Origin of the sequence: Ectobacillus ponti, assembly GCF_024294785.1 — a bacterium.
In the GTDB taxonomy this organism is placed as follows: Bacteria; Bacillota; Bacilli; order Bacillales; family Bacillaceae_G; genus Ectobacillus; species Ectobacillus ponti.
In genome coordinates, this window is sequence record NZ_JANCLT010000003.1 from 359449 (window position 1) to 384354 (window position 24906).

Here is a 24906-nt window from a genome sequence, read left to right on the forward strand (position 1 = left end):
ACAGGAATGAAGCTGCAACGAAAACGACTGGGCGACCTGCTTATTGAGGAGGGGCTCATTACAGAGGAACAGCTGCAGCAAGCCTTAAGAGACAAGGCCTCGTCACAGAAGCTCGGTGACGCCCTGCTGCAGAACGGCTACATCACGGAGCAGAAGCTGATTGAAGTGCTGGAGCTGCAGCTTGGCATTCCGCATGTCAGTCTGTACCGCTATCCCTTTGATGACTCCTTGTTCCATCTGATTTCAAAAGAGACCGCGAAGCGCAATTTGCTTGTGCCGCTGAAAAAGCAGGGAGATAAGCTGTATGTTGCCATGGCGGATCCGATGGATTATTTGGCCATTAATGATTTGCGCTTGTCCACCGGGTTTCAGATTGAACCGCTGATTGCGATGAAGGATGACATCATCCGGGCGATTAACCATCATTACGATTTGCAGGAGTCCTTCGAGGGCTGGGGGGCGGACACAGCCAGCGAGCCGGTTGAGCTTGTGCAGGAAGAAGATTCGCCGGCTGTGCGGCTGGTGAGCCAGATTCTGCAGCATGCCATCACACAAAAGGCCAGCGATATCCATATCGACCCGCAGGAAACAAAAATAGTGGTGCGCTACCGTGTGGACGGACGCCTTCACACAGAGCGTGTGCTGCCAAAGTCCATGCAGGGCATGCTGACGGCACGGATCAAAATTATGGCGAACATGGATATTACAGAGCAGCGTGTGCCCCAGGACGGGCGGATGAAGTATCAGCATGATTTTCACCAAATTGATTTGCGGATTTCCTCGCTGCCGACCATTTTTGGCGAGAAGATTGTAATCCGCCTGCTTGATTTGGGCAACTCCCTGAATGATGTAACGAAGCTTGGCTTCAACGCGGTGAACCTGCAGCGGTTTCTGCAGAGCATTCAAAATCCGCATGGCATCGTGCTGATCACGGGGCCGACAGGGAGCGGGAAATCCTCCACGCTCTACGCGGCTTTAAACCGGCTGAACAATGAGGATGTCAATATCATCACGATTGAAGATCCGGTGGAGTATCAGCTGGAGGGCGTGAATCAAATCCAGGTCAATGCCAACACGGGAATGACTTTTGCGGCAGGGCTCCGCTCCATTTTGCGCCAGGACCCGAACATAATTATGATCGGGGAAATCCGGGATAAGGAAACAGCGGAAATTGCCATACGTGCTTCTTTGACGGGGCACCTTGTGCTCAGTACGCTTCATACAAATAACTCAATCGGCACAGTCACACGGCTGATTGACATGGGCGTGGAGCCATTTCTGCTTGCCTCTTCTTTGACGGGCATTGTATCGCAGCGTCTGGTGCGGCGCGTGTGCCGGGATTGCGGAGAGGAGCATGAGGCAACAAAGCGGGAGAAGGAAATTTTCGCTGGGCACGGCCTGAGCATTGAGAAGGTACAGCGTGGCAAGGGATGTCCAACCTGCAATATGACCGGATATAAGGGGCGTATTGCCATTCAGGAGGTTCTCCTGATTGACCGCGAGATGAGCCAGGCAATTGCCGACCGTGCGGATTTTGCGGCCATGCGCGAAATCGCGCTCCGCAATCAGACGATTTTCCTGCTTGATGATGGTCTTTTGAAGGTGAAGCAGGGCTATACGACAACAGAGGAAGTACTTGGTGTGGCAACAGAGTAGGAGGGATGGCATGAAGGAGAAGCTGCATGAGCTTTTGCGGACAGCCTGCAGCCTGCAGGCGTCAGATTTGCATCTAACAGAGGGGCTGTCCCCTGTGCTGCGTGTGTTCGGGGAGCTTCATCCGCTGCCGGAGCCCGCTCTGGGAAGAGAAGAAATTCGCGCGATGGCAGAAGCCATTTTGTCGGAGCGGGAGCAGCACATCCTGAGGGAACGGGGCGAGGTGGATTTCTCATTTGAGCTGCCCGGCACCTCGCGTTTTCGTTTCAATTTATACCGACAGCGCGGCAGCCTGTCTCTTGCTGTACGGGTCATTCCGGTTTCTGTGCCGGCCTTTGATCAGCTGCTGCTGCCGCCGGTGCTGAAAGCCTTCGCTGCCAAGCCGCACGGGCTCGTGCTTGTGACGGGGCCGACCGGCAGCGGAAAATCGACAACACTTGCTGCCATGGTGCAGCACATCAATGAAACGATGCGCAAGCATATCATTACACTGGAGGATCCCATTGAATACGTATATGAGCACCGCCGCTCCTTAATTCAGCAGCGGGAGGTCGGCAAGGATACGGGAAGCTTTGCAAGCGGCCTGCGGGCGGCGCTGCGGCAGGATCCGGATGTCATTTTAGTCGGAGAAATGCGTGATTTGGAAACCATCAGCACCGCGCTGACAGCCGCAGAGACAGGGCATCTCGTGCTGGCAACCCTGCACACCTCCAGTGCGGCGGCTACGGTGGAGCGAATTGTTGATGTATTCCCTGGCGACCAGCAGAACAAGGTGCGTGTGCAGCTGGCCAATATTTTGACGGCAGCGGTGGCGCAGCGTCTGTTTCCGCGGGCAGACGGCAGGGGGAGAATTGCCGCAACGGAAATTCTGTATAACAATACAGCAGCGTCCAGTCTCATCCGCAGCGGCAAGCTGGAGCAGCTGCCGAGCGTGATGATGGCCGGCCGCGACCAGGGGATGCATACGATGCAGATGTCGCTGCGCGAGCTGACGGCAAAGGGCATTGTGTCTGCATCTGCAGCGGCGCAGTACGTATGATCGCGAAAGGAGGAAATTGATATGCCGCAATTTCAGTATACGGTCCGGACGAAGACAGGGAAAAAGGAAACGGCCAAAATTATTGCCGCTTCCAAGCGGGAAGCGTATGAGAAGCTGCGGGACCGGCAGCTGCGTGTGCTTGAGGTGACAGAGGCAGCGGAGACGTGGTGGAACAAGGAAATTGCCATTGGCAGCCCGCTGAAGCTGAAGGATTTCGTCGTATATCTGCGCCAATTCTCAGCGCTGCTGAAGGCCGGCATTACCGTTGTCGAGGCAACTCGCATTCTGGCAGCCCAGACAGAAAGCAAGGTGCTCAGGCGCACACTTGAGGGAATTGAGGATGATTTGCGCTCCGGCCATACCTTATCCGGTGCTTACAGCGCCCATAAGCGGTTGTTTTCGCGCATGTTCATCAGCATGGTGCGGGCCGGCGAAACGTCCGGCCAGCTGGATGAAGCGGTGGAGCGCATGGCGGATTATTATGAAAAGCAGATGCGCATCCGGCAGAAGATTTCCTCGGCAATGGCGTATCCTGCGGCTGTGGGCATCATCGCGGTGGCGGTTGTCATCTTTCTGTTGACGCGTGTTGTGCCTACTTTTGTGGCCATGTTCAAGCAAAATAACACAGAGCTGCCGGCCATCACGAAATTTGTAATGTCGTCCAGTGATTGGATGGTTTCCTACTGGTGGATTTTTGTAATTTTACTATTATTTTTATATATAGTTCATCTGTTTGTAGTTCGCCATAAAGGTAGTAAGTACTATTGGGATTATGCTATACTGAACATGCCTCTGATCGGAGCGTTGTGGAGCAAAAGCATGATTGCCCAGCTCACAAGGACGCTGGGCTCGCTGATCGCCAGCTCTGTGCCGATTTTGCAGGCATTGGCCATCGTGGAGGATACGGTGAATAATGAAGCGGCCGCACGCTCTTTGCAGCGTGCCAGGGAATCTCTGCAGAACGGCCTGCCGCTGTCGCAGCCACTGAAAGAGGACAAGCTGTTTCCGCCGCTTGTGTCCAACATGATCGCGGTCGGGGAAGAGACAGGCTCGCTTGATGCCATGCTCGCAAAGATTGCCGACTTTTATGAAGCAGAGGTGGACAGCGCGGCGGATACATTCAAGTCCTTGATTGAACCGGTGATGGTTGTGTTTTTGGCAGCCGTAGTCGGAACGATTGTCTTGGCTATCATGGTTCCATTGTTTAAATTGTATAATTCTATAAATTGATTCAAAAGGGAGAGAACGTACAGCATGAGAAAGCTTCTGAGAAACGAAAAGGGCTTGACTTTGATTGAGTTGCTGGCTGTTATTGTGATTTTGGGCATCGTGGCGGCCATTGCGATTCCGGCCATTGCAAACGTGATTCAAAAGTCAAATGTGAATGCGGTGAAAGCCGATGCCATGCAGATTTTGAATGCGGCAAAAACATACGTGGCGGATAATGGCGTGCCGGCAAGCGGAACCATTTCCAACACTGACATGGGCGATTATGTTTCTGATTCCAAAATTTCCACTTACACAGTAACAGTGGGTGCTGATGGCAAGACCTTTACTATCTCTGCATCCAACGTCACAGCGGGCAAGATTCAGCTGACCTTCAATAATGCCTCAATCCAAAACATTAGAGACGATGCGAACTATAAAACAACGCATACAATTTCAGCGGCCCAATAAATAACATCCGGTATATTTTCACAGACTACAGGGTACGGGAGAGGACAGCAGTCCTTTTCAGTGCCCTTTTTTTATACATACAAAAGGGAGAAGGATGGAGAGAGCATGCTGTTTGTCTACTTGTATATTTTTGTTGTCGGACTTGTGCTGGGCTCATTTTATAACGTGGTGGGCCTGCGTGTGCCGATTGGTCAATCCATTGTAAGGCCGCGCTCCGCCTGTCCGGCCTGCCGGCATACGCTGGCGGCCCGCGAGCTCGTTCCTGTGCTGTCGTATATGTGGCAAAAGGGGCGGTGCCGCTCGTGCCGCGCGCGCATTTCGCCGCGGTATGCCGCAATGGAACTGCTCACAGGACTTCTGTTCATGGCCGCTTTTTGGAGATGGGGGCTGGCCGGGGAGGTATGGGTTGTCTGGACAATGATCTCATTGCTGATCATTGTGACGATTTCAGACTTATCATATATGCTCATTCCGAACAAACTACTGATAAGCTTCTTTCCGATTTTTCTGCTGGAGCGGCTGCTTCTGCCGCTTCAACCATGGTGGGACAGCCTTGCCGGGGCAGCGGCCGCTTTTGCTTTGTTGTTTTGTATCGCATGGGCCAGCAAGGGAGGCATGGGCGGCGGCGATATCAAATTGTTTGCTTTGCTGGGCTTTGTGCTTGGCGTCAAGCTTGTGCTGCTGTCCTTCCTGCTGGCGGCCTTCTTTGGAACCATTGCCGGGCTGGCCGGCATGATAGGCGGACGGGTGCAACGGGGCAAGCCGATACCATTTGCCCCGTCCATCGCGGCCGGCACGCTGGCTGCTTATTTCTTCGGTCCGGACCTCATCGCAATCTATTTATCACTTTTGGAGTAAGCAGAGAGGACTTGTTATGATGGCACTTCGGTTTGCATCAAGAAAAACGGCATATATGGAGTTTCGGGATTATGTCATTCGCTATGTGGCGCCTAAGCGCCTTTCTGCTCCTGTCATGGCAGGAGAGGTCTACCTGCCTCCGGGCATTGTGAGAAACGGAGTCATCCAGGACAAACGGGCCTTTGAAACCATTTTACGAAGCAGCGCGGAGCATTGGGGCATCCGGCACCATAAGGTGAAGTTTCTTGTGCCGGATACCTACGTGGCGGTGCGGCGACAGCTGATTCCCAATGATATCACGGATGAAGAGATGCGCGGATACATCTATTTGGAGCTTGGCCGAAGCATTCATCTTCCATTTGATAATCCGACCTTCGACTTTACGTTGACCGGGGAGAAGGAGGGCAAGCGCGAGCTCATTATTTTTGCAGCCCCGGAGGAAGCTGTTCAGTCCTTTGCGAATGCACTGGAGCGTGCCAAGCTTCATCCAGCCGGGGCGGACATCGCAGCGCTTGCGCTGTACCAGCTGCATGAGGACATGGGGCAGGCAGTTAAAAAGCAGGAGCTGCTGCTGCTGAAGCTGGATGTATTTCATGCCACCGTCACCATTTTTCATGAAGGATATCCTGTATTTATGCAGCACGAGACGCTGCTGGCAGAGAACATGGCAGAAGTGACAGCAGAGGGAATTGTCATTTTGGATGAAGGGGCGGTGATGCGGGCAATGGACGAAGTGCTCGAGGAGCTTGACCGGATCCTGCATTTCTATCAGTACTCCTTCACGGCCGGAAACGGAACCATCACCAGCCTGCTGGTCACAGGTGACCATCCGATGCTGCCGCATATCGCGGCGTCCATACAGGGGCGCTTCACTCTTCAGGTGCAGCAGATGCAATATCCCGTCCAGGACTTGGGCGGGGAGGCGCTGGCGGTCAAATATTATCCGGCGCTTGGGCTTGCTTATGGAGGAGGGTGATCCATGGCGATACGCATCAATTTACTGCCAAAGCGGGAGCGGCGCTTTTCCTCTTGGACCACCGTTTTGCTTCTGGTGCTTCTTCCGTTTGTCGCTGCTGCGGTCTGGGGATATTGGCAATGGCATGTGCTGCAGCAGGAGACAGAAGAGCTGCAGAAGCAGGTGCTGGCCGCCAAGGTTGCGGCAGAGCAGCAGAGCGCGGCAAATCAGGCAGCTTCATCCGTTGATGCGCAGCTGAGGCAGGCTGTGCAGACAGTGGGAGATGCGAGAGTGAAAACTGTGCCGATGTTAAAGAAGCTGACGAGCTTCCTGCCGGAACGCGGCGTGTTTCAAAGCTTCAGTTATCAGGAGCCGGGGACGTTCATCATAGAAGTCCGCTTTGATGAGAAACGGGATGCCGCGTACTTTTACAGCCGGCTGGCGGAGCAGGAGTGGATTCAGAGCTTGAATCTGTCCTCTCTGCGCGCGGTGGACGTACAAGCGGCAGCTGCAGCGCTGGCGGGCCTTCCCCGCTATGTCGCCCACTACGAAGCAACGATTGATATGGCAAAGGCGAAGCTGCTGGAACAGGAGGAGGGTGCATGAGCGTTCAGTTTTCCAGATGGCAGCAGCTCCTGCTGCTGCTTGTGTTCCTCATAGCCGCATTGGCTGTGCTGTACCTGCAGTTTGGCATATTTGAGCCGATGCGCCAGCAGCAGGCGGAGCTGCGGCAGGAGCTGAAAATCTATCAGGCATCTGCCGCGCGCAAGAAAAACAGCGCGGATGCTCCGGCAGCGCCGGCGGAGAGAAGCATGCTGCTCCGGCAAATACCGGCACATCCGCTGCCTGAACAGTATGTGCTGGACTTGGCGGCGGCAGAGGCTGCTTCCGGGGTGACCATCCTGTCAGCAGCCCTGCAAAATGCAGGCGGCACGGCTTCTCCCCAGCAGAGCACAAAAGCCGCTGCCGCGCCTGCGGTTGTTCCGCTTACCTGGGCCATTGACGTGCGCTATGATGTATATGAGCAGCTGCAGGCGTTTCTTACGGGCATTGAAGGCCTGATGCGCATGTCGGCCATTCATGGCATCACGTTTCAAGGCAGAGAGGAAATTCTGGCCGCCGGTGTAAAGCGCCCGCCTTATACCTGCAGTGTGGTTGTGTCCGCTTATTATGTATCCAACCTTCCGAATGCGGACGAACTGTCCACAGGCATTGACCGTCCTCCTTTGTGCAAAAATCGGACAAACCCGCTAAAGCCGCAGCTGTGCCAGTAGCAGCGGCTTTAGCAGGCTATTTTGCCTGCGGCGCCAGCAGCATTTTCTCCTCCTTTGTCTGCTTGCAAAGCGGCAGGCTCAGGTATTGATAGACCATGCCGACAAACAGGGAACCGCCCGCAATATTCCCAAGTGTGACAGGTACAAGGTTATGCAGCGCGCCGGCAAGAGACACTGTGTCTGGATGCGGGTGCAGCAGGGCAATAGAGAACAGAGCCAGGTTGGCAATGCTGTGCTCGTAGCCGGATAAGAAGAAGACAAAAACGAGCAGCAGCATCAGTGTGATTTTGGCCCCGTCTCCTTTTACCCGTGAAGGCAGGAAGCAGGCGAGGCAGACAAGCCAGTTGCAAAGCACTGCCTTGAAAAACAGGTGGAGAGTGGAGGCATTCATTTTCACTGCTGTCACTTCGTTCAGCAAATGATCCTTGCCAATATGCTCGAATATACCGGTGGCATAGAACAAGCAGGCAAAGAGAAGCGCCCCGATTGTGTTGCCTCCATAGCAGGCCGCCCAGTTTCGCAGAGTATCGGCAGGCGTGGCCGCCCGGCGCATCATTGCCACTGTAAAATACATCGTGTTCCCGGTAAACAATTCAGCATCGCCGTACATAATGAGAATAAGGGCTATTCCGAATAGAGCTGCCGCAACGACATAGGCTGCGGGAGAATGGGCGGCGCGGAAAAACTCTCCGGCCTTAAAGCATACAACAATGACAAATCCGATGTAGAGTCCCGCCAATGCCGCACGTATCATATACTGCAGCGGCGCCTTGTCCAGAATTTGTTTCTTTTTCAAGGCCAGCTGTACCACATATTGCATATCCTGTTCCATTTCATCCACTTCCTTGTACCAGAATGTATACTACATTACGCCCGTTCCAGCTGTGCGGCAATAAATTTGTGAAAAATTTCACAAATTTATCAACAAAAGCGCTTTCGCAGCATCCATCAAATCCGAAAAAATATCCGGCAAACAGAATAAAATGCACGCTGGCCGCCCACAATCAAAAAAGCGCTGTGATTCACAGCGCTTCGTTTTCTGTATGTTTCTTTTCCTTTGACAGGAACCAGCCGCCGGCTCCAATGCCGAGCAGAATAACCCAGAACATTCCCTTCCAGAGGCCGGAGTGGGCAAAATCATGGGAGATGATGTGCAGGCTTGGGTGGGCCATGGCATACACCGCCAGCTTGACACCGACCCAGCCGACAATCAGGAAGGCTGCGGTTTCCAAGCCCGGCTTGCGCTCCAGCAGGCTTACAAACTGGTTGGCTGCAAAACGCATAATGACGAGACCGATGATGCCGCCAAGCAGAATGATGGTGAACTGGCCGGCATCCAAGCCGCCTATGGTGCCCAAATTTGTTTCAGGCAAGGTTACAGCCAAAGCAACAGCTGCCAGAATGGAGTCAATGGCAAATGCGATGTCGGCAAGCTCGACCTTAATGACCGTCGTCCAGAAGCTGTCTTTTTTGATGTCTTTGTTCGTATGGGCATGATTGCCCTTGTTCCGGACATACTTTTTAAAAATATGGCTGGCCGCGATAAAGATCAGATACAATGCCCCAAGCGCCTGCACCTGCCAAACGTCCACAAGAAACGAAATGAGAAACAGGGAACCGAAGCGGAAGATGAAGGCTCCGGCAAGACCATAGAACAGCGCTTTTTTCCGTTTTTCCTCCGGCAAATGCTTCACCATGATCGCGAGCACGAGCGCATTATCTGCCGCCAAAATTCCTTCAAGTGCAATTAAAATGAGAAGCACCCAGCCATATTCCAATAAAAGTGCTGCATCCATATTCATTCTCCTCTCTGCTGTGCAGTATAGATTACGAAGAATACTCTCCCCCCGCTTAGCTTTTCCGTGACGGAGCGGACTAACGGCGGAGGAAATTGGCAACAAAAAAGACCTCTGCCGTTGGTGCGGCAAAGGTCTTGCTGAGCATATGGCATGCCAACAAAGCCGATGGAACATGTTCCATGGAATGACGACTTTGTTTCAGGATGGATCCTGACGCTACTCCCCTTTGGAGTTATTCATCTACCTTTAGTATATGAATGAGAAAAATGATTGTCAAACAATTCGCAACACGCATCTGAATTTTTCCGATCAGCCTGTCAGTACATCCTCAGCCGGATACTTGATGCGTGTCTGCCCTTTCTTGGCAAGCGTGAACATAAGGGTAAGCGGGCCGACTTTGCCAAAGAACATCATAAATGTCACGAGCAGCTTCCCAGCGTCACTCATGCCGGGAGAGAAGTTTCTTGTAAGCCCCACTGTTCCGAATGCGGAAACAATCTCCACCAGGCAGGTCAAGACAGGCGCATGCTCAATGACGCTGAGCGCCAGCACTGTTACGCATACAAATACCAGTGAAACAAGCGCGATTGCCAGCGCTTTGACAATCGTGCTGTCTTTAATGGATTTCCTGAACAGGACAATGTCTTCTTCCTCCCGCAAATATTTCACTACGCCAAACAGCATGACCAGGAAGGTGGTCAGCTTAATCCCCCCGCCGGTGGAGGCGCTGCCTGCCCCGATAAACATCAGCAGCACCATAAACAGCAGGGTCGGTTCCGTCAGCAGACCCATGTCCACTGTATTGAAGCCTGCCGTACGTGTTGTGATGGCTTGAAAGTAAGCGGCCATCCATTGGTCAAAGGTGCCAAGGTGCGCCACTGCCTTGCCATGGAACTCCAGGCCGAAAATAATCAGTGTGGCAAGCACATTCACTGCCAGGGTGGCTGTAAGCATGAGCTTGGAATGCAGGCTGAGCTTGGAAAAGCTTCGTTTCCGCCACACTTCAAGCACTACGGTGAAGCCGAGGCCGCCAATGATGATGAGAGAGGTGATCACAAGATTCACAACGGGATTGCCGGCATGCCGCATCAGATTATCCGGCCAAACAGAGAACCCGGCGTTATTGAAGGCGGAAATGGTGTGGAAGAAGCTGAAGTACATCCCCTTCTGCCAGCCGTATTGCGGCACCCAAGTCAGACATAGAACAAGAAATGCAATGCCCTGCGTCACGATGGCGAACACAAAAATAGAACGCGCCAGCCGGACGATGCCGCCCACACTTGTTTGATTTAAGGATTGCTGGAGCAGAATGCGGTTTTGCAGGCCGATTTTCTTTCCCAGCATGATGAACACAAGCACTGCAAAGCTCATAATCCCGAGCCCGCTGATTTCAATCAAGCCAAGGAGCACCAATTGGCCAAATAGTGTGAATGTCGTGCCGGTATCCACAACACCAAGCCCGGTCAGGGTGAATGCAGACGTGGTGGTGAAGAGGGCATCCACCCAGGTAATGGGTGTTGTAGCGGCAAACGGCAGCTTAAGTAAACATGTGCCAAGAATCACGAAAGCCAACACAGCCAGAACAAGAAACCGCGGCGGACTCATTTGAATGCTCATCCATTTCATAGGAACCACGACACCTTTCTTTTACAATACACTGCTTGTAGTATGTGCACGACCACAGGGGAAGAACATGGACGCACAATGTGGGAAAGCGGTTGAACATGCCATCCCATTATGTAGCGGGGCGGCTCATAATAAAAAGGGCAGAGGAGCTCTGCCCTTAACGCCATTATATGTCAGTTTAGCCGCGGAGCTGCTGTTGCGCAAGTGCCACAAGACGCTTTGTTACTTCGCCGCCGACAGAGCCGTTTGCACGGGCTGCTGTGTCAGAGCCAAGCTGTACGCCAAACTCCTGTGCAATTTCATATTTGAATTGCTCCAGCATCTGTTCAGCGCCGGGAACAACTAATTTATTGGTTCTAGCCATGAAAATGACCCCCTTTTCTGCATTCCGGCTGCAAGCCGGTACTTATATCGTATGTGATTTTGAAAGCCGCATACTCGGAAGTAATAGGGCAGGGAGGGGAAAAATGTGAAAAAAGAGCAGTCTAAGACTGCTCCAGCTTCATAATGGCCGCTGTGCCTTCCACCACCAGCTTGTTATGCTGATTGTAGACATTTGTCTGCATCGTCAAAATTTTCTTGTCATCCCGTTTCTTGACAACCTCAGCCACTACGGTGAGCGTGTCGCCAATTTTCACGGGTGCCTTAAAGGAAAGGTTTTGCGACAGATAGATGGTGTTGCGGCCGGGCAGCTTTGTGCCGAGCACTGTGGAAATATAGCCGGCCACCAGCATGCCGTGCGCAATGCGTTCTTGAAACATCGTTGTCTCGGCGAATGAATCAAGCAAGTGAATAGGGTTCACATCGCCAGTGAGTTGTGCGAATGCTAGAATGTCTGCGTCTGTAATCGTTTTTGTCAGAGAAGCCTGATCCCCCACTTGGATTTGATCATACGATAGCTCAGGGACGAATTCCGCTTCTTTAAAAAGATTCATGACATCCTCCTTTATGTGTCAAAAATGAGAGCAGTCAAGGATGCGTTGCCGGCAACAGACGAGTACCACTGGGAGGAAGAGCCCTATTTTTGTTATTTCATTGGTGCAAATACCGCTTTGGAATTTTCCTCGAAGCGCTTTGCCAAATCCAGCTGCATGGCTTTCAGCTCATGCAGGAAGGACGTCATTTGGCCCTGCAGCTCTTCACGCTGCTGTTGCTGCTGCTGCACAACCTGCTTCAGCGCTTCCTCCAGCTGCTCGCTTGTCTGGGAGAGCAGGGAAAGAGACGTTTTCGTCGGAGAAGTGGAGAATTGCTGCATTTGCTGAAGAAGTTCATTCCACTTGCTTTGCCATTCCTCCAGCTGCGGCACGAACTGTCCGCCTGTCAGCTGCTTCATGTAGTCCACGTATTGTGTGCTTGCCTGCGCCATATAGCGCTTAAATTCCTGCTCCATAGTCTGCATTCCTTCCACAACCTTGTGCAGTGTTTCCTGCTGCTGCTTCAGCGCTTCCATTGTCATTTGCTCCATTTGTTTGCCGGCAGATGACATCATGGACAGGGACTGCCCCCAGTTCTTCCAGAATGCATCAACGAGTTCGTACGGTTTCATTTCCATGGCTAGACCTCCAAATAAATTTTCGCGTATTGTGAATGCAGATTATTCTGCAGCGTCACCTGATGAAGATTTCTTCTGTCTGCTGGTGTCTTGGGTGCCGGTGAATGAGAAGAATGCACTTGTGTAGAGATTGAAAAAAGTGCGGAGCATGTTCTGATACTGCTCAAAGGAAGAAGCGCAGGACGTTAAATACTGCTCTCCATACTCGGTGAGGGAATAGATGCGCTTGGCGGGGCCGCCTTCACTCGTATCCCAGGTCGAAGAGATCAGCTTTTCCTTTTCGAGCTTCCGCAGTGTCCGGTACACATTGCCTTGGTCAATGGAAGAGAAGCCGATATCCATCAGCATTTGAATGAGCTTATAGCCGTGAAGGCTCCAGTCCTTGAGACAAAGAAGCAGGAAGGGGACCAGGAAGTTTTTGGGCATGGAGCTGGCTGGGCGCGTCTGCGATGCTTCAAACAATTGTTCCGGATCATGTTTTGTCATATGGGTCCATCACCTCGTTCATATAACAGGTATACTTCAGTATATTATGGGAAAATTTTCTTATACCTGTAATTTACACCTATCTGCACAAGCCGTCAACAAAAAATCAGAAAATTAAAATAGAACTTGTCATGTAATGAGAAATGAGGGAAAATATAAGTGGAATTGAATAGATTTTCAAACTTGTAAAAAAAAGGGGTGTGGGAGAGGATGATCGATCAGAAGTTCGATCCGTTGAAGGCGTGGAAGGAAGTGTACGACCAAACTGAAAAGTTCTGGGGCAAAACATTGAATGAGACGCTGAACTCCGAAGAGTATTCCGCCTGGATGGGCGGCGTGCTGGATTTGAACCTGTTTTACCAGAAGATGATGAATGACCTGACGAAGGGATATTTGGAGAAGGTCAACATGCCGACACAGGACGATATCGCCCGGGTCGCGTCCCTTGTCGTCAATGTGGAAAACAAAGTGGATAACATTGAGGAATTCCTTGAGGAGCGCGTGGAGGCCCTGGAGGCATCGCCGGCGGCAAAACGCGACCTGGCCAAGGTAAAGAATGACCTGCGCGCACTCGAAGCGAAGGTTGATCAAATTCTGGAACACCTGACAAAACAACAAGAACTGCTCCAAGGATTGCAAACGCGGGAAGAAAAGCAATAAGCTTTTTACTTCTATACATGCATTGTTGCACATATCTAATTTAAGGGGGAGCAAGAAATGATTCAATTAGAAGGCAGAGTAGCAATCGTAACAGGCGGCGCAAAAGGAATTGGGGAATCGATTACAGCAGCGCTTGCTCATGAAGGCGTAAAGGTGGTCATCAACTACAACAGCAGTGCCCAGGCGGCAGAAGAGCTTGTTGCCAAGCTGGCAGCTGAAGGATATGAAGCATATGCAGTACAGGCGGATGTTTCTGTGCCGGAGGATGCAAAGCGCCTTGTGGAAGAAACCGTACAGCGCTTTGGCAAAGTCGACTTCCTGATCAACAATGCCGGCATCACACGTGACCGCAGCTTCAAGAAGCTGAGCCGCGAGGACTGGGATAAGGTAATCGATGTGAATCTGAGCAGCGTGTACAACACAGCAAGTGCGGTGCTTCCTTACATACTGGAATCTGAAGGCGGCCGCATTATCAATATTTCTTCCATTATTGGTCAGGCCGGCGGCTTTGGCCAAACCAACTACTCTGCAGCAAAAGCCGGCATGATCGGCTTCACCAAATCATTGGCTCTCGAATTAGCAAAAACAAATGTAACAGTCAACGCGATTTGCCCGGGCTTTATCAATACAGAAATGGTCGCAGAAATTCCGGCAAACGTGCTGGATGGCATCGTAGCAAAAATCCCTAAAAAACGCCTTGGCTCACCTGATGAAATCGCGCGCGGCGTGCTGTACCTGTGCCGTGACGGTGCGTACATCACCGGTCAGCAGCTGAACATCAACGGCGGCTTATACATGTAATGTCTCAAGCAAGGAAGTGCAAACCTGAGGGAATGCACTTCTTTTTATAGAAAAGCGGAACCGGCTCGTTCAGCTCACCGAAGGGAGGTTCCGGACTCTAAAAGGCGTTGTCTGCCTTTTATGGGGCCGGGTCCTCCCTGGCAGTGAGCCGGCCGGTGCAGCTGGACAGAAGAAAAGCGGAACCGGCCTGATTGGCCCGCAGACAGGGCAGTTTGGCTGGACAATACAAAGGGGGCTGTTCAATGGCAACAATGTGGAAGGAATGGGAAAAAACACTGAATTTCTATCCGGAAGAATATCGCAATGCCTATAGCCGGGCAAAGAAGGCGGGCGAGGTGCTGTGGCGCGAGCCAGATCCGCAGGTGGGGCAGACGCCAAAGGAAGTCATTTGGACGAAGAACAAGGCGAAGCTGTACCGGTATGTGCCAAAGAAAGAGCAGACGCACCGTGTGCCGCTGCTGCTTATCTATGCCCTCATCAACAAGCCGTATATTATGGACCTCACCCCGGGCAACAGCCTGGTCGAGTATTTGGTGGGCCGCGGCTTTGATGTGTATATGCTGGATTGGGGCGAGTTCGGGCCGGAAGACAGCCATCTGAAGTTTGATGACATCGTATTCGACTACATTGCCAAAGCAGTGAAGAAGGTGCTGCGCCATTCTAAATCAGAGGACATCTCTCTGCTTGGCTACTGCATGGGCGGCACACTGACATCCATCTATGCGGCGCTGCACCCGAACATGCCGATCCGCAATCTGATTTTCCTGACGAGCCCGTTTGATTTCTCGGAAACCGGCTTATACGGCAAATTCCTGGATGAGCGGTATTTCAATCTGGATAAGGCTGTCGATACACTCGGCAATATTCCGCCGGAAATGATTGACTTTGGCAACAAGATGCTGAAGCCGATCACCAACTTCTTCGGGCCGTACGTCACGCTGGTGGACCGCTCGGACAATCAGCGTTTCGTAGAGAGCTGGAAGCTCGTGCAAAAGTGGGTGGGCGACGGCATTCAATTCCCGGGCGAAGCCTACCGCCAATGGATTGGGGAGTTCTATCAGAAGAACAAGCTGGTCAAAGGTGAGCTTACTATCCGCGGCCGTCAGGTGAATCTGTCCGACATCCGCGCCAACATGCTGAACATTTCCGCTTCCCGTGACCATATCGCGGCGCCTTGCCAGGTGGAAGCACTGATGGACCGTGTGTCCAGCACAGATAAGGAATATGTTTGCATCCCGACAGGCCACATGTCCATCGTATATGGTCCGACTGCCGTGAAGACAACATATCCGACAATCGGCGACTGGCTTGAGAAGAGATCGCATTAATGGAAGAAGGCTGGCCTGAGTGGGCCAGCCTTCTTTTCTTGATACATCAGGAATCTGTGTCAGTCGTTAATGCCAAAGTGCGGGTGCATGAAGATATCCGCTTCATGGCCATCCTCGCGCTCCCGTTCTCCCCGCTTTTCCTCCAGCAGCTCCTGATTTTCGCCGGAGGTCCAGCCGATGTCGTTTGTCGGATGCACCCATTGGTCGCCTGCCATGATTTCCGGCGGCACCTCATCGCTCCAATGGTTCAGGGGGCTGTTCTCCGAGCTGTACAGGCTGTCTCCGATGACAACGCCATAGTCGTTAACAAATGGCGGCTGCATTTCAATGCCCGTTCCCTTAAAGGAAGGGAAATGTGCTTGATGCGGCAAAGTTTCATCCAAAATTGGGGATGCAGGGTCCTTTTCTTTCATGGGTGTCGGCCTCCTCTTTTTTTCCTTAGTATTGCCACTGCCGCTGCTCCTATCGCGTTAAAAATTACCGCTTATGACAGCGGAGCACTGTCACATACTAGGAGGGACAACTTTTATAAGCGAGGGATGTTACATGGTAAAGCGCAAGGTAGCGTATCAGGCAGCAACCAACCATAATAAGACACCGAAGGAAAGCCTGCCGGAGGGCGAAATGGCAATGGAGTTTGAGAACGAGGATACAGCGAAGTACGCCAACCGCAACTCCAAAAAAGGACGCAAAAATTCTTCTTCTTAAATACAAAGAAAGGAGTGTACGGGGGTACACTCCTTTCTTCAGTAAACAGCATGCGCCCGGTTGGCCTTGTCAATCCAGCCCTTCAGCAAAAACAAATCGATGAGCCAGATGATGCCGAAGGTAATGAGGCAGACAAGCCAGTACCATAGGATGATGCTGATTTTCTCTTTTACATAAATACGGTGGCCGCCAATGCCGCCGAGAAAGAACCAAATCAGAAGAGCCAGACCGAACGACTTGCGTTCTGATACACTCATCCTATCACCTCCTCCCTTACTCTATGCGGGAAGGGAGACGAACAGAACGTTACTGCCGGACAACGGCCGGCAGCTGTTCCTTCGGTGCGCTGTACAGCTCGCACTGCAGCGTTTTCGGATTAAAATAGGCCAGCAGCAGGGACGGAAGCGGCCGCACCTCTTGGCCGGCCAGAAGGCTGCCGATGTCAAACGGAAGCTCCTCCAGTACAGTGTGCTTATGGATTTCCTTATCTGCGAGGCGCAGCGCGGCGAAATCTTCACCCAGCAGTGCCGGCTTCTCCAAGATTGCCGCGTAGTACGGCGCCAATGTCTCTTTTGTTAATACGTCATCCCACCAAGGCTTGCGCGGACGGTACTTGTGGTTGTGCAGGTAGTCCACCTTCATGAGCCCTTTTATGATTTCCAGCTGCGGCACCTGCTGATGCTGGAGGAACTCATACAGTCGCTTAAATAAGTCCTCAAGCTGGTGGCCGATGCGCACCCAGCCGCGCTCGTCCCAATAGGCGCCAAACTCCTGGAAGAAATCAAAGGGTGTTGCGAAAATATGTGTGACCAGGTACTCCAGCGTGTAATCCATGCGGTGCGCGTTCCAGTATTTCTCCAGCACGTCCTCCACCTGCTTGATCCGCACAATATCATCAAAGGAAAGAATATTGTTGGACAGCATCTCATAAGGCGCATGGTCCATATAGACATAGCCGTGGTCCTTGGCCCGGATGCGCAGGCCGGTGCCGCGCAGCAGCTTAAGGAAGCCAAGCTGCAGCTCCTCCGGCCGAAGCGCGAACACATCGTTGAAGGTATTCTTAAAGGTATCATAGTCCTCCTCCGGCAGGCCGGCAATCAAGTCCAGATGCTGGTCGATTTTACCGCCGTCCTTCACCATGGTCACGGTGCGCGTCAGCTTTTCAAAGTTTTGCTTGCGCATGACAAGCTCATTGGTCCGGTCATTCGTGGACTGCACGCCGATTTCAAAGCGGAACAGCCCCGGCGGCGCCTCCTGATTCAGGAACTCAATGACCTCAGGCCGCATAATGTCGGCTGTAATTTCAAACTGGAACACCGTGCCGGGCAAATGCTCATCAATGAGGAACCGGAACATTTCCATGGCGTAGCTGCGGCTGATGTTGAAGGTCCGGTCCACAAACTTGATGACTCTGGCGCCATTTTGCATAAGGAAGCGGATATCCTCCTTAATACGTTCCCGGTCAAAGTAACGGACACCCACTTCAATAGAAGACAGGCAGAATTGACAGCTGAACGGACAGCCGCGGCTCGTTTCAATATAGGTGATGCGTTTGCCGAGGTGCGGGATGTCTTCCGGAAAGCGGTACGGGGACGGAATGGTCTTCAAATCCAGCTTTTCGCGCTGCGGCTTGATGACGAAGGTGCCATCCTCCTTCATAAAGGCGATGCCGTCCAATTCCTCATAATTTTGGCGGTTTTGAATCGCAAACAGCAGGTTCTTTACCGCTGCTTCTCCTTCGCCCATAATAATGAAATCAAATTCCGGCACGCGCTGGAGCCAATATTTTGTATCATAGCTGACTTCCGGGCCGCCGGCGAAGAGGATCAGATCCGGGTTGATTTTCTTCAGCATGCTGGCGACCTGGATGGTCTCTTCGATGTTCCAGATATAGCAGCTGAAGCCTATGACATCGGGCTTGCGCCGATGCAAGTCCGTTACGATATTCATAGCGGGGTCTTTAATCGTATATTCCGCCATTTCCAGGTCGAACTCAGGGGCCGCATATGCCTTCAGATAGCGGATGGCCAAGTTTGTATGAATGTACTTTGCATTTAACGTACTGACGATTGCTTTCATCTATTCAAACCTCTGTTCTTGTTTTCTATTAGGATAGACACTTTCCTAGTATAGGCATACTTGGTGGAAAAGACAATGGAAGAAGCATTTGCCACAAAGTAAAAATGTTTCTTTTGCGCAACTTTTTGGCGCTGTGTTCATATTATACAGCAAGAGCAAAAAAGTTTTAAACAGGAAAGAAGGAGACAGGCCATGAGCAATCGAATACAAGGAAAAGTAGAACTGTACGCCCATCTGCTGGAGAAGCTCCATATCATTTCGGAGCAGGAGAAGCAGCAGCTGCTGCAGCTGAATAAGTCAAGAAAATGACAAATATTACAGCAGGAAATCAAATTGGAAATACATGTATAAATGCTGAGGAAGTTATTGACAAAGCGACACTCCCATGGGATAATTCTAGTAAATTGTAAGAATTATCAAAAAATTGATAATGTGGAACGTTCATATACACGCCAACGATCTGCAGCATGAGCAGGGATACGAAATTTACATGGGGGTGAAACCAATGTTGTTGTTTTTAAGAAAATGGAAGGAACTGCGCAATATTAAGATGGAGCTTGGGTTGCGCGATTGGTTTTACGGGACGAAAATCAGCTTGTCAATGCGCGTCTCCAACCAGCCGCTCACCTTTCTGATCAACGTCGAGGGAAAGGATAAGGGCTTGTTCGTAGAGGATGATTTTATCGTTGTCAACGCAGCTTGCGAGCCTGTGTTCCAGGGAGATGAATTGCCTGCGTCGGAAGCACCGATGCATGCGGATATTTATAAGAAGACAAATGCGGATACAGTGCTGCAGGTGCAGACGGTTGACAGTCATTTGGTCGCAGAGCTGCATGCAGAGCATGGACAGGTGACATTTGAACAGAAGCATGTCGGGCGTGTATTTGGCCGTGAAGGCATTGAAACCATTACAGTTCCTATCGTGGAAACTGAACAAGAGCTGGTGGCATTGCTGGAGAGCGGATCCACGGCATTTACGGCAGAACGCGGGGCTGTGCTTGTCCATAACCAGGGTCTGATCGTCTGGGCGGAATCGCCGGAGGATACAAAGAAATGGCTGGAAGGCCTTGAATACTTAATGAACTATCATGTAAAGCTCCTGATGATTAAGGGAGCGCAGAGCTCTGTGATGTGAGGATCCTGAACACTCCTTGGGCGGATGCCCGGAGAGTGTTTCCCGTTCACCAAAAATGAAATGTAAGCGTTTTAAATCGGAACTGGCCGGCATAAAGCAGCAGGCGGGCTACTATATATAGTGGCATGCTGTAACTTATGGGAGGTCTGGGGATGCGGGTAAAATATCATTTTGTTCCGACACAGGACGTGGTGTGCTGCAGGGAAAGCGACACCGTTGCACATGCTTTGGAGGTTATGAATCAAAGCGGCTATCGTGCCATTCCGGTGCTGCAGGGGGATGGGCGGTCCTTTGCCGGGCTGATCTACAAGGTGGACATATTGGAGCACCTGTACGAAAAAAGCGGCAGCAGGGGGGACTTGGCGGCTCATCTTGTTGAAGACAGCCAGGCCTATGTGTTTGAGCGGGACTCCTTCTTTCGGGCCTTCTACACGATTCGCAGGCTGCCCTTCCTTGCGGTCCTGAATGACCAGCATGAGTTTGTCGGCATTTTGACCCACGCCAATGTATTTGATGTCATGGAGGATTCCTTCGGGATGAATACAGGCGGTTATACGCTGACGATCGCCACACACGAGCATAAAGGCACGATTAAAGACCTTGGCAATGCGTTGAAGAATTACAACATTGGCGGCTTGATGACGCTCGATAACGGCGATAAATATGTCAGACGCATCATCCTGAACATTACGGACAATTTGGACGAAGCGGAGATGAAGCAGCTGATTGCCAAGCTGGAAAAGCGGGACTTCCGGGTCAGCCGGGTGGACCGCATGTAAGAAGAGAAGGGGAGCCCTCGGGGGCTCCCCTTCTCTGTCTATGGCAGAAAGAAAGGCTTGGGGGCCAGCAAGTCGGAAACAAATACAATTTCGCCAGCTTCCTTCAACTGCGGAATATGGGACTGGATGACGCTGGCGGTAATTTCTCCCGGCGGCCCGACGTGGCCGATGATAATCATGGTTTTCTCCTCCTGCATCCGCTTCAGCAGCAGAGAAGCCTGCCGCGTTACGTGGGCAGAGGTGTACACATCATCGAAGAACATTTCGTTCTCAATGACCGGAACATCCAATTCGCGGGCGATTTTGGGCACCACGCTGTGCGGGTTTGTTTTACTGTCCAGATAGAACAACCCATACTCCTTGCACACAGAAAGCACAATCCGCATGATGCGTTCATCTGCGGTTGCTTTAGAGCCCATATGATTATTCATGCCAATGGCATAGGGGACTTCCTTGATCGCCATTTCCACCCGTCTGCGGATTTCCTCATCGCTGAGGTCTGTTGTGATGGCATTTGGGCCAAGCCAGCTCCGTTTGCCCCGGAGCGGCTCCATCGGCATATGGATAATGACCTCATGGCCCTTCTCATGGGCGGCTGTTGCATCCTGGCGCGAGCTTGGCAAGAACGGCATGACCGCAATTGTAAGAGGGATCGGGAGCGACAGCATATGGCCGGTGCCTTTCATGTTGTTGCCGAAGTCATCAATAATAATGGCAACCTTATGCTTTTCCACAGCGGCAGCCTGGGGGGCGGCAGCAAACAGCAAGGCGGCCATACAACATAGGGAAGCGAGCTTTTTCATGGTTTCACACCCGTTTCATAAAGTTTTACCTATAGCTATGTTGTGTCAGATCGCGGAAAATTACGCGCGAACTCCGTCGAATTATCTGATGCGTCCGTTGGCGGAACGGTCAGAAACCGCATGATTTCGCGGCGTATAGAAAAAATACAACAAAAAAAATGTCTATTATTGCGAATGTATTTACAAAGATAGAATAATTTGTAATAATTCTCAAGGTGAGATTGAGAATTTGTAAATTCGATGGAAAATGACATAAGCACAGTTCATATAAAGCAGAGTATAGGAAGAAGGAAAAATGAGGGGGATTGAGATGTTCCAGTCAAAAAGAAAGCATATGGTGGACAAGCTGTTGTTAGACATCAAACAAAAGCGGGAGGAAATGATTCAGATCGGGATGCAAAATGGACTGGCAAGCGCTGAAACAATTCAGGCCAGCCAGGAGCTCGATTTGCTGATTGTCGAATATCAAAGGTGCAAAGAGGCAACTGACCAGCCTTTCTATTCTCATGCCCTTCGCCGTTACTCTTCCTGGCGGCGCACCAGACGCTTTCTTACAAAGGCTGTGCTGGCCGTAGTTGCAGCAAGCATGATCGGGTAAAGGCTTACTATGGAAGATAGTAGATACATAGCAAGAGGCATTGACACTTTCCAATTGCTTCCGGTATAATATCTCTGCTTCAAGATACTATTTGCGTAAAGGGTGAGCAGAGGATGGATGCATCAAGCCAAGAAAAAGCCTTGTCGCTCAAGGTAGTTATTGCATTGTCCCGTGCATACCGCCGTGTGATGGACATTTCCAATGAATCCGTACAGGGATACGGCTTAAACCCGACCGAGTTCGGTGTGCTGGAATTGCTGTTTCATAAAGGAGAACAGCCGCTGCAGCAGATTGGCGAGAAAATCCTGCTGGCCAGCGGCAGCATTACGTATGTCATTGATAAGCTGGAGAAAAAACAGCTTGTTGTCCGTAAACCGTGCCAGCGTGACCGGCGCGTGATTTTTGCCAGCCTGACAGCGTCCGGACAAGAGCTGATGGAGACCATTTTTCCGCAGCATGAAGAGCTGCTTCATACGTCCCTGGATATGCTCAGCCAGGAAGAGAAGGAGGAGCTGCTGCAGCTTCTGAAAAAAATCAGCGGTTATTCTCAGAAGTGAGAGTTTGCGCGGACAAGCCCGGATCATATGCTTTGAGACCTGCTCAAAGCTTTTTTCTTTAGCAAGGGAAACAGGCGGAGCTTGTGGAATATATGTAGCATGTACCGATTACTTATTCGTGAGGTGAAGAAAATGGCGTTTGAGAATTATGTGTATGTCCGTCCGGATATGCAGCAGCTTGAACAGCAGTTTACCGCGGCGCTCGCAGCCTTTTCTGCTGCAGCCACGCTGCAGGAGCAAGAGGAGGCAATAGCGGAAATCAACCGCATCCGCAATGGCTTTGATACGATGGCAAACGTTTGCCACATCCGCCATACCATCAATACAAATGATGAGTTCTACAGAGATGAGCAGGACTTCTTTGATGAAAGTGCCCCGGTGCTGCAGGGGCATGTAACAAAGTACTATGAGGCGCTTGTGTCTTCCGCATTCCGAAGGGAACTGGAGGAAAAGTACGGCAAGCAGCTGTTTGCGCTGGCGGAATGCGAACTGCGTACATACTCGGATGCAGTGCTTGAGGATTTGCAGGCGGAAAATAAGCTGTCCTCACAATATACAAAGCTGCTGGCCTCCGCCAAGATTCAGTTTGAAGGCGAAGAGCGCACGCTTTCGCAGCTTGCGCCGTTCATGGAGAATCCGGACCGCGAGATGCGCCGCCGCGCCAGTGCCGCTTACTACGGCTTCCTGGCTGAGCATGAAACGGAGCTGGATGACATTTACGGCCAGCTTGTCAAAATCCGCACAGCTATTGCGAAAAAGCTTGGCTTCCATAATTTTGTGGAGCTCGGGTATATGCGGATGTGCCGCACAGACTATAACGCAGCCATGGTGGCGAACTTCCGCCAGCAGGTGCTTGACCATATCGTACCGATTGCGACGAAGCTGCGCCAGCGCCAGCAGCAGCGCATCGGGGTGGAAGCGCTGAAATTTTACGATGAAGGCTTTGAATATCCATCCGGCAACCCGGTGCCAAAGGGCGACCCGGAATGGATTGTGGAAAATGGCCGGAAGATGTACGCCGAGCTGTCTCCGGAAACAAATACCTTCTTCCAATTTATGCTCGATAACAATCTGATGGATCTCGTGGCGAAGAAGGGAAAGGCTGGCGGCGGGTATTGCACGTATATTGCGAACTACAAAGCGCCATATATCTTCTCCAACTTTAATGGCACCTCCGGCGACATTGATGTCCTGACACATGAGGCGGGGCATGCCTTCCAGGTATACGAAAGCCGTTCCTTCCAAATTCCGGAATATAACTGGCCGACCTACGAGGCGTGTGAAATCCACTCCATGAGCATGGAATTTTTCACTTGGCCGTGGATGGAGCATTTCTTCCAGGAAGATACGGAAAAGTACTATTTTTCACATTTAAGTTCAGCCTTGCTGTTCCTGCCGTATGGCGTGACGGTGGATGAGTTCCAGCATTTTGTATATGAACATCCGGAAGCTACGCCTGCCGAGCGCAAGCAGGCATGGCGCCGCATTGAGAAGAAGTATTTGCCTCACCGTGATTATGAGGGCAATGCCTATCTGGAAAGCGGCGGCTTCTGGCAGCGCCAGGGCCATATCTACAATTCTCCCTTCTACTACATTGACTACACGCTGGCCCAGATTTGCGCCTTCCAATTCTGGAAGCGGTCACGCGAAGACCGTGAAGCGGCCTGGCTGGATTACGTGAACCTTTGCCGCCAGGGCGGCAGCCAATCCTTCCTGCAGCTGGTGGAAACAGCGGGGCTGCGCTCACCGTTTGCGGATGGCTGTGTGGAATCCGTTGTTGGGGAAATTGAAGCTTGGCTTAATCAAGTGGATGATTCTGATTTGTAAGAAAATTCTAAGAAAGTTCATAAAGGCTGAGGCTGCACCGGATGATGATATGTGATAATGAAGTGAGGAACTATCATCATCCGGTCAGGCCCGGCGGCCATGACCGGGGTGCCCCTTGTAAAGGAGGCGCCCTTTTTGAGTATAGGGGAGGGGAGCAGGGATGACAGAGCGAACAACAGCGGGGCTGGCGGCAGTGCTGCAGTCCTTGGAGCATACGAGGGAGAAGCTGCTGCAGGAGGTGCAGGGGCTTTCGGATGTGCAGCTGAATTCAAAGCCGAAGCGGGAAAAGTGGAGTATTATGCAAAACCTGCATCATTTGCATTTGATTGAGCAAGCGGTTGCTGCATCCGTGGACGATGCGCTGCGGCACAGTGAGAGGGAGCAGCTGTATGCCAAGCCGGTGGAGCGGACGCTGGACCGCACCTACAAGGTGGAGGCGCCGGAGCAGGTACGGCCAACGGAGACCATTTTGAAGGAAGAACAAATCCGCCAGATGCTGGCGCATTCCCGCGGGGAGCTGCTGAAGGTGCTGCAGCAGGTTACCGATGAAATGGAGGTCTTGGAGAAATCCTCCCGGCATCCGATATTTGGCAAGCTGAGCCTGCAGCAATGGCTGGAGTTTCTGAATCACCACGAGCAGCGGCATATTGCCCAGATTCAAGAAGCGAAGCGTGCCTTGCATTCATAGAAAAAAGCCGGTCCCGGAGAAGCT

The 24906-nt window shown here is 51.7% G+C and carries 29 protein-coding genes and 1 riboswitch; of the genes, 18 read left to right on the forward strand and 11 right to left on the reverse strand.

Annotated elements, in window-relative coordinates; genetic code table 11:
• The first annotated feature begins 6 nt into the window (after nucleotides 1–6).
• The 8 genes from NK662_RS08060 to NK662_RS08095 all read left to right on the forward strand — a co-directional run bounded on the left by NK662_RS08060 (nucleotide 7) and on the right by NK662_RS08095 (nucleotide 7456).
• Nucleotides 7–1656: a GspE/PulE family protein gene (locus NK662_RS08060; RefSeq protein ID WP_254758406.1), complete on the forward strand. Its 1650-nt coding sequence runs from the start codon at nucleotides 7–9 to the stop codon at nucleotides 1654–1656.
• A 10-nt stretch (nucleotides 1657–1666) separates the two neighbouring features.
• A complete protein-coding gene (locus tag NK662_RS08065; RefSeq protein WP_254758407.1) occupies nucleotides 1667–2692 on the forward strand; it encodes a type IV pilus twitching motility protein PilT in 1026 nt (341 codons plus the stop codon).
• Nucleotides 2693–2713: 21 nt separating this feature from the next.
• Nucleotides 2714–3922: a type II secretion system F family protein gene (locus tag NK662_RS08070; protein WP_254758408.1), complete on the forward strand. Its 1209-nt coding sequence runs from the start codon at nucleotides 2714–2716 to the stop codon at nucleotides 3920–3922.
• 24 nt (nucleotides 3923–3946) lie between these two features.
• On the forward strand, nucleotides 3947–4369 hold the full coding sequence (locus NK662_RS08075) for a type IV pilin protein (RefSeq protein WP_254758409.1): 423 nt from the start codon (nucleotides 3947–3949) through the stop codon (nucleotides 4367–4369).
• 105 nt (nucleotides 4370–4474) lie between these two features.
• Entirely contained in the window at nucleotides 4475–5227 is a 753-nt protein-coding gene (locus NK662_RS08080) for a prepilin peptidase (RefSeq protein ID WP_254758410.1), read from the forward strand.
• 16 nt (nucleotides 5228–5243) lie between these two features.
• Nucleotides 5244–6203: a type IV pilus biogenesis protein PilM gene (gene pilM, locus NK662_RS08085; RefSeq protein WP_254758411.1), complete on the forward strand. Its 960-nt coding sequence runs from the start codon at nucleotides 5244–5246 to the stop codon at nucleotides 6201–6203.
• A 3-nt stretch (nucleotides 6204–6206) separates the two neighbouring features.
• On the forward strand, nucleotides 6207–6788 hold the full coding sequence (locus NK662_RS08090) for a hypothetical protein (protein WP_254758412.1): 582 nt from the start codon (nucleotides 6207–6209) through the stop codon (nucleotides 6786–6788).
• The gene (locus tag NK662_RS08095; RefSeq protein WP_254758413.1) at nucleotides 6785–7456 is read left to right on the forward strand and encodes a hypothetical protein; all 672 of its coding nucleotides are present in this window, start codon (nucleotides 6785–6787) and stop codon (nucleotides 7454–7456) included. The genes NK662_RS08090 and NK662_RS08095 overlap by 4 nt, the downstream gene beginning before the upstream one ends.
• Before the next feature lie 16 nt (nucleotides 7457–7472).
• Here NK662_RS08095 and NK662_RS08100 read toward each other — a convergent pair whose 3' ends face one another.
• The 7 genes from NK662_RS08100 to phaQ all read right to left on the reverse strand — a co-directional run bounded on the left by NK662_RS08100 (nucleotide 7473) and on the right by phaQ (nucleotide 12919).
• On the reverse strand, nucleotides 7473–8288 hold the full coding sequence (locus tag NK662_RS08100) for a formate/nitrite transporter family protein (protein ID WP_306470823.1): 816 nt from the start codon (nucleotides 8286–8288) through the stop codon (nucleotides 7473–7475).
• Nucleotides 8289–8478: 190 nt separating this feature from the next.
• Nucleotides 8479–9252: a TerC family protein gene (locus tag NK662_RS08105; protein WP_254758414.1), complete on the reverse strand. Its 774-nt coding sequence runs from the start codon at nucleotides 9250–9252 to the stop codon at nucleotides 8479–8481.
• 142 nt (nucleotides 9253–9394) lie between these two features.
• A riboswitch (yybP-ykoY riboswitch) is annotated at nucleotides 9395–9492 on the reverse strand.
• 72 nt (nucleotides 9493–9564) lie between these two features.
• Nucleotides 9565–10881, reverse strand: a complete 1317-nt coding sequence (locus NK662_RS08110; RefSeq protein ID WP_254758415.1) for a TrkH family potassium uptake protein — start codon at nucleotides 10879–10881, stop codon at nucleotides 9565–9567.
• A 178-nt stretch (nucleotides 10882–11059) separates the two neighbouring features.
• Complete coding sequence (locus tag NK662_RS08115) at nucleotides 11060–11245, reverse strand: alpha/beta-type small acid-soluble spore protein (protein WP_254758416.1); 186 nt, start codon at nucleotides 11243–11245, stop codon at nucleotides 11060–11062.
• 121 nt (nucleotides 11246–11366) lie between these two features.
• Complete coding sequence (locus NK662_RS08120) at nucleotides 11367–11816, reverse strand: MaoC family dehydratase (RefSeq protein ID WP_254758417.1); 450 nt, start codon at nucleotides 11814–11816, stop codon at nucleotides 11367–11369.
• A 92-nt stretch (nucleotides 11817–11908) separates the two neighbouring features.
• Nucleotides 11909–12433 (reverse strand): polyhydroxyalkanoic acid inclusion protein PhaP, encoded by a 525-nt coding sequence (gene phaP / locus NK662_RS08125; RefSeq protein WP_254758418.1) that lies wholly within the window; start codon nucleotides 12431–12433, stop codon nucleotides 11909–11911.
• A 42-nt stretch (nucleotides 12434–12475) separates the two neighbouring features.
• Nucleotides 12476–12919: a poly-beta-hydroxybutyrate-responsive repressor gene (phaQ, locus tag NK662_RS08130; RefSeq protein ID WP_254758419.1), complete on the reverse strand. Its 444-nt coding sequence runs from the start codon at nucleotides 12917–12919 to the stop codon at nucleotides 12476–12478.
• Between the two features lie 210 nt (nucleotides 12920–13129).
• Between phaQ and phaR the strand changes: the two genes are divergently transcribed.
• The 3 genes from phaR to phaC all read left to right on the forward strand — a co-directional run bounded on the left by phaR (nucleotide 13130) and on the right by phaC (nucleotide 15708).
• Complete coding sequence (gene phaR / locus NK662_RS08135; protein WP_254758420.1) at nucleotides 13130–13579, forward strand: polyhydroxyalkanoic acid synthase subunit PhaR; 450 nt, start codon at nucleotides 13130–13132, stop codon at nucleotides 13577–13579.
• A 57-nt stretch (nucleotides 13580–13636) separates the two neighbouring features.
• Nucleotides 13637–14380, forward strand: coding sequence for an acetoacetyl-CoA reductase (gene phbB, locus NK662_RS08140; protein ID WP_254758421.1), 744 nt, complete (start codon nucleotides 13637–13639; stop codon nucleotides 14378–14380).
• Between the two features lie 242 nt (nucleotides 14381–14622).
• Entirely contained in the window at nucleotides 14623–15708 is a 1086-nt protein-coding gene (gene phaC, locus NK662_RS08145) for a class III poly(R)-hydroxyalkanoic acid synthase subunit PhaC (protein WP_254758422.1), read from the forward strand.
• 59 nt (nucleotides 15709–15767) lie between these two features.
• Here the strand turns inward: phaC and NK662_RS08150 are convergent, their stop codons facing one another.
• Nucleotides 15768–16121, reverse strand: a complete 354-nt coding sequence (locus NK662_RS08150; protein ID WP_254758423.1) for a DUF3905 domain-containing protein — start codon at nucleotides 16119–16121, stop codon at nucleotides 15768–15770.
• A gap of 133 nt (nucleotides 16122–16254) precedes the next feature.
• Here NK662_RS08150 and ykzP point away from each other — a divergent pair, with 133 nt between their 5' ends.
• The gene (gene ykzP / locus NK662_RS08155; protein ID WP_254758424.1) at nucleotides 16255–16416 is read left to right on the forward strand and encodes a protein YkzP; all 162 of its coding nucleotides are present in this window, start codon (nucleotides 16255–16257) and stop codon (nucleotides 16414–16416) included.
• 38 nt (nucleotides 16417–16454) lie between these two features.
• On the opposite strand, the gene NK662_RS08160 is transcribed toward ykzP, so the two are convergent.
• Together NK662_RS08160 and NK662_RS08165 are read right to left on the reverse strand one after the other, a co-directional pair.
• A complete protein-coding gene (locus NK662_RS08160) occupies nucleotides 16455–16673 on the reverse strand; it encodes an NINE protein (protein WP_254758425.1) in 219 nt (72 codons plus the stop codon).
• A gap of 49 nt (nucleotides 16674–16722) precedes the next feature.
• Nucleotides 16723–18495: a B12-binding domain-containing radical SAM protein gene (locus tag NK662_RS08165; protein WP_254758426.1), complete on the reverse strand. Its 1773-nt coding sequence runs from the start codon at nucleotides 18493–18495 to the stop codon at nucleotides 16723–16725.
• Between the two features lie 505 nt (nucleotides 18496–19000).
• On the opposite strand from NK662_RS08165, the gene NK662_RS08170 reads away from it, so the two are divergent.
• Together NK662_RS08170 and cbpA are read left to right on the forward strand one after the other, a co-directional pair.
• The gene (locus NK662_RS08170) at nucleotides 19001–19630 is read left to right on the forward strand and encodes a class II aldolase/adducin family protein (RefSeq protein WP_254758427.1); all 630 of its coding nucleotides are present in this window, start codon (nucleotides 19001–19003) and stop codon (nucleotides 19628–19630) included.
• Nucleotides 19631–19782: 152 nt separating this feature from the next.
• Nucleotides 19783–20409: a cyclic di-AMP binding protein CbpA gene (gene cbpA, locus NK662_RS08175; RefSeq protein WP_254758428.1), complete on the forward strand. Its 627-nt coding sequence runs from the start codon at nucleotides 19783–19785 to the stop codon at nucleotides 20407–20409.
• 38 nt (nucleotides 20410–20447) lie between these two features.
• Here cbpA and NK662_RS08180 read toward each other — a convergent pair whose 3' ends face one another.
• Nucleotides 20448–21185 (reverse strand): divergent polysaccharide deacetylase family protein, encoded by a 738-nt coding sequence (locus NK662_RS08180; protein WP_254758535.1) that lies wholly within the window; start codon nucleotides 21183–21185, stop codon nucleotides 20448–20450.
• Nucleotides 21186–21522: 337 nt separating this feature from the next.
• Between NK662_RS08180 and NK662_RS08185 the strand changes: the two genes are divergently transcribed.
• The 4 genes from NK662_RS08185 (at nucleotide 21523) to NK662_RS08200 (ending at nucleotide 24882) form a co-directional block, all read left to right on the forward strand.
• The gene (locus NK662_RS08185; protein ID WP_254758429.1) at nucleotides 21523–21810 is read left to right on the forward strand and encodes an aspartyl-phosphate phosphatase Spo0E family protein; all 288 of its coding nucleotides are present in this window, start codon (nucleotides 21523–21525) and stop codon (nucleotides 21808–21810) included.
• A 113-nt stretch (nucleotides 21811–21923) separates the two neighbouring features.
• Nucleotides 21924–22367: a MarR family winged helix-turn-helix transcriptional regulator gene (locus NK662_RS08190; protein ID WP_254758430.1), complete on the forward strand. Its 444-nt coding sequence runs from the start codon at nucleotides 21924–21926 to the stop codon at nucleotides 22365–22367.
• A 132-nt stretch (nucleotides 22368–22499) separates the two neighbouring features.
• Nucleotides 22500–24194: a M3 family oligoendopeptidase gene (locus tag NK662_RS08195; protein WP_254758536.1), complete on the forward strand. Its 1695-nt coding sequence runs from the start codon at nucleotides 22500–22502 to the stop codon at nucleotides 24192–24194.
• Nucleotides 24195–24354: 160 nt separating this feature from the next.
• Complete coding sequence (locus NK662_RS08200) at nucleotides 24355–24882, forward strand: DinB family protein (RefSeq protein ID WP_254758431.1); 528 nt, start codon at nucleotides 24355–24357, stop codon at nucleotides 24880–24882.
• Nucleotides 24883–24906 lie beyond the last annotated feature (24 nt).